This window comes from Pseudomonas sp. GW704-F2, from assembly GCF_059423025.1.
The window spans coordinates 1-6,481 of sequence record NZ_JBWKXO010000086.1 but is presented as its reverse complement, the minus strand read 5'-3'; the positions used below and the strand labels follow the sequence as shown (position 1 = coordinate 6,481).

General features: G+C 57.0%; 7 protein-coding genes. 3 read left to right on the top strand and 4 right to left on the bottom strand.

What is annotated here, in order from left to right; translation table 11 throughout:
• Positions 1-19: 19 nt before the first annotated feature.
• A complete protein-coding gene (locus AC07W0_RS30775) occupies positions 20-637 on the bottom strand; it encodes a hypothetical protein (protein ID WP_102619009.1) in 618 nt (205 codons plus the stop codon).
• Positions 638-657: 20 nt separating this feature from the next.
• Positions 658-1,755 (bottom strand): site-specific integrase, encoded by a 1,098-nt coding sequence (locus AC07W0_RS30770; RefSeq protein ID WP_102619008.1) that lies wholly within the window; start codon positions 1,753-1,755, stop codon positions 658-660.
• Positions 1,756-1,857: 102 nt separating this feature from the next.
• Here AC07W0_RS30770 and dusA point away from each other — a divergent pair, with 102 nt between their 5' ends.
• Positions 1,858-2,877 (top strand): tRNA dihydrouridine(20/20a) synthase DusA, encoded by a 1,020-nt coding sequence (gene dusA / locus AC07W0_RS30765; RefSeq protein WP_102619007.1) that lies wholly within the window; start codon positions 1,858-1,860, stop codon positions 2,875-2,877.
• A gap of 208 nt (positions 2,878-3,085) precedes the next feature.
• On the top strand, positions 3,086-4,012 hold the full coding sequence (gene tal, locus AC07W0_RS30760) for a transaldolase (RefSeq protein WP_017848890.1): 927 nt from the start codon (positions 3,086-3,088) through the stop codon (positions 4,010-4,012).
• A 125-nt stretch (positions 4,013-4,137) separates the two neighbouring features.
• Here tal and rssC read toward each other — a convergent pair whose 3' ends face one another.
• Both rssC and rssB read right to left on the bottom strand, forming a co-directional pair.
• Complete coding sequence (gene rssC, locus AC07W0_RS30755) at positions 4,138-4,620, bottom strand: anti-sigma factor antagonist RssC (RefSeq protein ID WP_017848891.1); 483 nt, start codon at positions 4,618-4,620, stop codon at positions 4,138-4,140.
• A complete protein-coding gene (gene rssB, locus AC07W0_RS30750) occupies positions 4,620-5,801 on the bottom strand; it encodes a two-component system response regulator RssB (RefSeq protein WP_017848892.1) in 1,182 nt (393 codons plus the stop codon). The genes rssC and rssB overlap by 1 nt, the downstream gene beginning before the upstream one ends.
• 277 nt (positions 5,802-6,078) lie before the next feature.
• On the opposite strand from rssB, the gene AC07W0_RS30745 reads away from it, so the two are divergent.
• The gene (locus AC07W0_RS30745) at positions 6,079-6,375 is read left to right on the top strand and encodes a PilZ domain-containing protein (RefSeq protein ID WP_046384310.1); all 297 of its coding nucleotides are present in this window, start codon (positions 6,079-6,081) and stop codon (positions 6,373-6,375) included.
• Positions 6,376-6,481: the final 106 nt, after the last annotated feature.

The window sequence follows — 6,481 nt, the reverse complement described above, 5'->3', positions numbered from 1 at the left end:
GACCAATGCCCCCCTTAGCTCATCTTGAACAATAATACCAACGACGCTGCGGCTTATTCTGTTCTATGAAATCGCCATATTTACCGAGCATCAGATTAGCTTTAGCCAGAGTGTATATCTGGGAAAACTTTGCTTTTGCAGAGTAATATCTTTTTAGATACTCACCCGTCAGACAGAAATAGTTATCATCCAAACTTACCCCTAACTCGGAGAATTCATTCATTAACGTCTGAATTTTTTCCTCAACTGAAGCAGCTACCTGCTCTTGACTAAGTAATCGTTGGCCCGCCTGAAGTCTCTGTGTCGAGTCCAACAATGACTGCTCTCTAGTGCCTAGCTCTATCTGTTGCTTGGCAATTTCTTCGTCAGTGCGTGCGATGAGAAACTCGCGCTTTTGTAGTTCCAAATCGCGCTTCGCTTGTTCAACTGAAGAGCTCGCCTTTTCTTTTTCAAACTCCACCTTCAGGTCATTCAGCACTACACGCTCTTGAGCTAATCGCTTTGACTCGATCTCTTGATCTTTTTGTACGTCCCAAAGCTTTAAACCAACACCTGCATAGATAGTAGCAACCACCAACATCCCGACCAAGTTACGCTTAAGATAGGCAGTCAGCCTCTTGAAATCAAAATCAACCATCACGTATTTCCCTAAGTTTTTCACGCAACAAGCAACACTTTTTCCAACCATCTCCAGCTTTTATACACATCGCCACGGCCACGTAGATGAGTATAACGACGGAGAGAATTCCAATCGCGATGACCAGAGACGCTCGACACCCTCGGTATATCCCAATCCATCTCAAACAGCCGACTTACCCCCTCATGGCGCAAATCATGAAAGTGCAGGTCTTCTATCCCCAGCATCGGACATGCGCGTGTGAAGGACGCAGACACCGACTTAGCGTTATAGGGAAAGATCTCTCGCTCAACCTTCGGCATGGTGCAAAGGATCGCCCAGGCCTCATCCGGCAGATGACACCACACATCGTTACCGATCTTTTGCCCAGGGTTCTTCATATCCCGCACCAAGACAGCCTGCCGAGCGCAGTCGAGATCCTCCCATCGAATCCGAGTGATCTCCTCCTGCCGACGCGTCGAGAAAAGCGCAAAGGCAATCATTTTCGGCATATGAATAGAGTCCGGCCGGCGCTTCTGCATCTCAAAAAAATGCCCCATGAGCTTATCCAGCTCCTCGAGCGTTGGCCGGCGATTACGCTCCTTGCTCTTGCTGACCATGCCAAGCTTGCGCAAGACCTTGCGAGCGTCAGGCATCGCATGCGGATCGACCTCATAGCCCCATGCTGGTCGTGCCACAGACAACACAGCCCCCAGGTGCGACAGATCATTACCAACCGTCTGCGCCTGCACACCGCCGCCTTCCTCGCTCATCCGCCACTGCGCGTACTCCACCAGCTTCTGGCTGCTCAGCGCTGCATCATCCAACTCACCTAGCCAAGTTTCCTTGATCGCGCTCAACGTCGCACTCTTGGTCTTGCCAAGCGGGCGGATCTTCTCGTACTCATCCAGATACTGCTCGATCATCTTCTTGACCGTCACTCCTTTCCGATTCGCCCGCTCAATAGCACCTGGCTGGGCCAGCTCGGTCTCCCGTCGCTTGATCCAGGCCTGGGCAACCTGCTTACGGTCGAAGGTTTGGCTTTCCTGATAAACTGTCTTGCCATCCCGATTGATCCGTATCTGCGCCGTGTAGGCTGTCGAGTTGTCCTTGCGCTTACGTGCTGTGATCGTGCCCATTTCCAGTTGTTACATTGCCGAATTCGATCGCTACAATGTAGCAACCGACTCTAGAAAACAAGGGAAAACGGGTAAAAACTACTGTATAAAAGATCAGTACTAATGAATTCCGAAAAAGCAGAATCTCCAGTAAAAGCTAGCCCTTCCCGCTCAGAGCCGTCACGCCGGTTCAGTGTGGCGCCGATGATGGACTGGACCGACCGCCACTGCCGGTTCTTCCTACGCCTGCTCTCCAAACACGCCCTGCTCTACACCGAGATGGTCACCACCGGCGCGATCCTCCACGGCGATCACGAGCGCTTCCTGCGCCACAACGACGCCGAGCACCCGCTCGCCCTCCAACTGGGCGGCAGTGTTCCCGCCGATCTGGCCGCCTGTGCCCGTATGGCCGAGGCTGCCGGTTACGATGAAGTGAACCTGAACGTCGGCTGCCCCAGCGATCGGGTGCAGAACAATATGATCGGCGCGTGTCTGATGGGCCATCCGGCGTTGGTGGCCGATTGCGTGAAGGCGATGCGCGATGCGGTGTCGATTCCGGTGACGGTGAAGCACCGTATCGGGATCAATGGGCGGGACAGTTATGCGCAATTGTGCGATTTCGTCGGGCAGGTGAAGGACGCGGGGTGTACCAGTTTTACCGTGCATGCGCGGATTGCGATTCTGGAGGGGTTGTCGCCGAAGGAGAATCGCGACATTCCGCCGTTGCGTTATGACGTGGCGGCGCAGTTGAAGCGCGATTTTGCCGAGTTGGAGATTATTCTCAACGGCGGGATCAAGACGCTGGAGCAGTGCCATGAGCATTTGCAGACGTTTGACGGGGTGATGCTGGGCCGGGAGGCTTATCACAATCCGTATTTACTGGCAGAGGTGGATCAGCAGTTGTTTGGCAGCACGCGGCCGGTGATCAGTCGGGCAGAGGCGTTGGCGCAGTTGCGGCCTTATATCGCGGAGCATTTGGCAAGCGGTGGCTCGATGCATCACATTACGCGGCATGTGCTGGGGTTGGGCACCGGTTTCCCTGGGGCGCGCAAGTTCCGGCAGTTGTTGTCGGTGGATATTCATAAAGCGAGTGACCCGCTGGCGTTGCTGGATCAGGCGGCGGGGTTGTTGGAGGGCCGCTGAAACCGGCGCCCACAGGTTGATCGCAGTGTTCATCGAGCTGTCGGGTTGAACCTGCGGGCGATTTTGCCCTCCTATTTACCAGCAAGGCCAGTCATTCAAACGGCTGTTTTCAGGTTGTTGCCCTCGCAAACGATCGAACGCATTTGCGCCCTTGAGCGCCTGCCAGCGCTCGGGTAATGTCATCAGACCCATAGGACAGAGCACGCTCATGACTTCCAAGCTGGAACAACTCAAACAGTTCACCACCGTCGTCGCCGATACCGGCGATTTTGCGGCCCTCGCCAATCTCAAGCCGCAAGATGCCACCACCAACCCTTCCCTGCTGCTCAAGGCCGCGTCGATCCCGGGCTATGCCAAGTTGCTGGATGAGTGCGTGAAGGACTGCAACGGTGATGTCGGCCTGGCCAGCGACCGTTTTGCGGTAGCGGTGGGTCAAGAGATCCTGAAAGTGGTGCCCGGCCGTATCTCCACCGAAGTGGATGCACGCTTGTCGTTCGACACTGACGCCGTACTCAAGCGCGCGCACCGTCTGATCGACCTGTACGAAAAAGCCGGGGTTGGCCGTGATCGCGTGCTGATCAAGATCGCGTCCACCTGGGAAGGTATCCGCGCGGCGGAGAAGCTGGAAAAAGAAGGCATCCAGACCAACCTGACGCTGCTGTTCTCCTTCGCCCAGGCCGTGGCCTGTGCCGAAGCGGGCGTGTTCCTGATTTCGCCGTTCGTGGGCCGTATCTACGACTGGTACAAGAAAGCCAACGGCAACGACTACACCGGCGCCGACGATCCGGGCGTGCAGTCGGTGACGCGCATCTACAACTACTACAAGGCCAATGGCTACAAGACCGTGGTAATGGGTGCGAGTTTCCGCAACCTGAGCCAGATCGAAGAGCTGGCCGGTTGTGATCGCCTGACCATCAGCCCGGACCTGCTGGAGAAACTGGCGGCCGATACCGGCAAGCTGGAGCGCAAGTTGTCGCCAGGCCATGCCGGTGAAGCGCGGGTGCATCTGACTGAAGCGCAGTTCCGTTGGGAGTCCAACGAGGATGCGATGGCGACCGAGAAGCTGGCCGAGGGGATTCGTCAGTTTGCCCGCGACCAGGAGAAGCTGGAGGCGTTGCTGGCTGCCAAGCTGTAACAGCGGCGGCAGCAAAAAGGGCGGGACCTGTGAGGGTTCCGCCCTTTTTTTGCGTCAATCCGTTAGGCATGTACTGACAGGTCTGGGGCAATCGGGAGCAAGCCCCCTCCCACACCCGGGGAGTATCAGTGGCGTTCGAGGGCGTTGACGAGGTCGTGGAAGGCTTCGCGGTTGGACTCGTTCAAGCCCATCAGGATTTTGTGCGCTTCCAGCACCTTGATCCGCACGATTTCCTCGGATTGGTCCTGGGACGGCAGGTCGGTCAGACATTCCGGGCAGGGGATCGGGCGGTCAACGATGTTGAACACTTGATCGAAGCCCATGGACTGCAGCAGACGGGTGATGTCTTCGTGGGTGGTGACGACAGTGGGCAACAGGCCGACCTTCTGCCGAGACAGAATGGACAACTTGGCCAACAGCCCAAGCGTGGTGCTATCGATGCTGCGGGTTTCGGTCAGATCGATCACGATCGCCGAGAAATTCAGCGCTGTGAAGATCCGCTCAATCGTTGCATCCAGCGCCGAACACAAGGTCAGGCGCACTTCACCGACAAACTTCAGGACAAACGTCCCGTCTTGCTCGGCGAATTGGATTCTTCCGGTACTCATCAAAGATTCCTGCTCAACACCAATAGGGCGATATCATCCGGCATCTCCCCTAGCGTGGCCAATCCAAAAACCTGCCGCAGGCCATCCAGGCTGCCGCCCGCCGACTTGACCCGTTGGGGCAAGGCGGCTTCTTTCTCTTTGAGTGTAGGCTCTGGAAGAAGGTCGAGGATGCCATCGGACATCAGCGTCAGGCTGAAGGTCGGCGGCAGCTCCAGGATGTGGTCTTCGTAGGTGGCTTCATTGAACAAGCCGACGGGCAGACCACGCCCTTCCAGGTAGCGCACACTGTCAGGAGTGTATAAAACCGGCATCGGCAGGTGACCGCCGATGCTGTAGGTCAAAAGACCGGTTTCTTCATCAATCACGCCGCCCACCATCGTCACGTGCTTGCCCAGCTTGCAGCTGATCAGGCCTCGGTTGATGTGGCCCAGCACCTCGGAGGGGGTGAACTCCGGCAAGGTGCCATTGCGCTTGGATTCGAACAGCAGCCGTGTGGTCATGAACTTCAACAACACGGTGACAAATGCCGAGGACGCGCCGTGGCCGGACACGTCGGCCAGATAAAACGCCACCCGCCGCTCATCTACGCGGAAATAGTCGACAAAATCACCCGACAGGTACAGCGACGGGATGATCTGGTGCGCAAATTTGAACTCATCGATGGTCCACGGGCTGACCGGCAGCATGTTCATCTGCACCTGGCGACCGGCGTTCTGGTCTTCCTGGAGCAGGTTCAGGCTGGCTTCGAGTTCGCGGTTGGCGGTTTCGAGCTTTTCGCGGTAGCGCTGGTTTTCCACCAGCAGGCGTGCGCGGTCCAGGGCACGGCGCACCGAGTGCTCCAGCACCGCCAGGTCTTCCAGGGGCTTGATCAGGTAGTCGGCGGCGCCCAGGCGCAGGGCCTCGACGGCATCGTTCATCACCCCGGCACCTGACACGACAATCACCGGCGTCTGCGGAGCAAGCTCGGTCACCTGGCGAATCAGTTCGAGGCCGCCCATCTGGGGCATGCGCAGATCGCAGATCACGAGGTCGGGCTTGTCGCGCTCGAATACCTGGAGACCCTGTTGGCCATTGCTGGCCTGCAGGACGCTGAAGCCACTGTCTTCCAAATAGGCCGCAAGGCTTGCGCGCACTACTTCGTCGTCATCGATTATCAGCAGCGTGGCACTGGTTTTTGGCATGTGGGCAAACGGCGCCAGAATTAGGTTGGCGTAGGCGGCTCGGCAATGGCCGGGCTCACGCTACTGGATTCGCTTTCTAGCCTCTCTGTCCTACAAAGCATAGGCTTTTTGCCCACGCACAAAGGTAAAGCAGAGGTGCCCTTCTAAGGCGCAGACGGTACTCCCATCCGACAGGGGTTTCAAGCTCATGCCGATGGTCGCCGAACGTCTTTACATCGCAAATCACCGGGAGTTATAAGAACAGCCATCACCACAACACAAAGTAAGGATGGAAGCTGTGAGCGAACACGAGCGCGACTACGCTGAAAAGCGCGATTTCATCCGCATGCGAGTGGATGCCAATGTCTCTTTGATCCATGCAGGGCAAGAAATTGACGGGGTTTGCGTGGACCTCTCCAGCTCCGGCATGCAGGTGCAGGCACCTCGCCAGTTCACGGTGGGCGATCTGCTGACCGTGCGTATCGAGTCGGAGCACGCGGCCCTCGCGGGCCTGGAAGCGGACACCCAGGTGGTATGGGCGAGGAACGAGGGCGACGGCCAGCATCTGGGGCTGAAGATCCTGAAAATGCGCTAATACCCGCGCACAAAAAAGGCGACCACATGCAGGCTGTGTGAAAACGCACCCTGCACCGGCTAAAAACAAATGCCCCGACTTGTCGGGGCATTTGTTTTTGCGGACT

Excerpts from the sequence above, each read along its gene's own strand:
- AC07W0_RS30775 (WP_102619009.1), bottom strand. The coding sequence starts at position 637 with ATGGTTGATTTTGATTTCAAGAGGCTGACTGCCTATCTTAAGCGTAAC.
- AC07W0_RS30770 (WP_102619008.1), bottom strand. The coding sequence starts at position 1,755 with ATGGGCACGATCACAGCACGTAAGCGCAAGGACAACTCGACAGCCTAC.
- dusA (WP_102619007.1), top strand. The coding sequence starts at position 1,858 with ATGAATTCCGAAAAAGCAGAATCTCCAGTAAAAGCTAGCCCTTCCCGC.
- tal (WP_017848890.1), top strand. The coding sequence starts at position 3,086 with ATGACTTCCAAGCTGGAACAACTCAAACAGTTCACCACCGTCGTCGCC.
- rssC (WP_017848891.1), bottom strand. The coding sequence starts at position 4,620 with ATGAGTACCGGAAGAATCCAATTCGCCGAGCAAGACGGGACGTTTGTC.
- rssB (WP_017848892.1), bottom strand. The coding sequence starts at position 5,801 with ATGCCAAAAACCAGTGCCACGCTGCTGATAATCGATGACGACGAAGTA.